Source organism: Vibrio sp. 03_296 (genome assembly GCF_002265885.1).
The window spans coordinates 1-1,019 of the sequence record NZ_NPKW01000184.1; the positions used below are offsets into that span (position 1 = coordinate 1).

Sequence of the window (1,019 nt, forward strand, 5' to 3'; positions counted from 1 at the left end):
AAAAAGCATCCTCACTTTTAGATGTCTGCTGTGGGACAGGTCTTGTCACGATACCACTATCAAAAAAACTATCTCATGTAGTAGGCATAGACTTTTCAAGTTCGATTGGTAAACTTCGCTATACAAAAATCATCTAGCAATGAGTAATCTTACTTTTTACGAAATGGATGCGGTTTGAACTTCAATTTAGGAACTGAATTCGATGTGATAGCTATGACAGGCAACGCATTTCAAGCATTTATTTCTGATAGTGATCTTTTGTCTATGTTAAAGCGTGTCAAAAATCATATGAGCGCTACAAGTACATTCGTATTTGACTCTAGGCTACCATCTCCTGAAAATCTCGAAGAAACTGAACGTTATGAGTATTGGACTACTTACACAAGTACTTCAGGCGAAAAAGTAAAATGTTTACGGCAGGGACAGTTTTCATCCTCAACTAAATGATACGATGTTGCACTATATTCGCAGGAAATATGAAAGTGGTGAGCAATACTATAGTCAAATAGAACTCAAATAATCGTTCAGTAGATGAAATCGTTAAATGTTTAGAAAGTACTGGATTTGCAGTTAGTAGAATGCTATGCAGACTGGGAAAAGACCCCATTAACTAAGGCATCTAACAGTATCGTGGGTGTTGATGAGCGCGCTATAACAAACAATTTAAGAGTGATTCACCACGTTTGGTCGTTTTTGGTTTTGGGTTTATGTTTAGTTGATACGGTGTCCAATTTGAGTGTTATGGTCGCGTGGTTCACACCTTAATTGGGCGTTATGTAACAAGGAGAGTTCAGCTAAATGGAAGTAGTATCTGAAAGGCTGACGGAATCGAAGCCAGTTAATCGGAAAATGAACTGGCCGTTTATTTCTGCAACTCCATACGAATCCTAGTGTCATTTCACTTTGTTTCGATGAACTGCCAAAGTCAGAAATTGAGAGTAAATTTAAATCTCGATTAGYACCTTGGTTTGTAAAGTCGAAGCATTGGCTATGTTTGGTTGTTGTCGAGTCCAAAACGG

At 38.0% G+C, this 1,019-nt stretch carries 1 protein-coding gene; it reads left to right on the top strand.

The features are described 5' to 3' along the window. Positions 1–137, top strand: a 137-nt coding sequence (locus CIK04_RS35640; RefSeq protein WP_128824656.1) for a methyltransferase domain-containing protein, incomplete at its 5' end; no start/stop codon positions are given. Positions 138–1,019 lie beyond the last annotated feature (882 nt).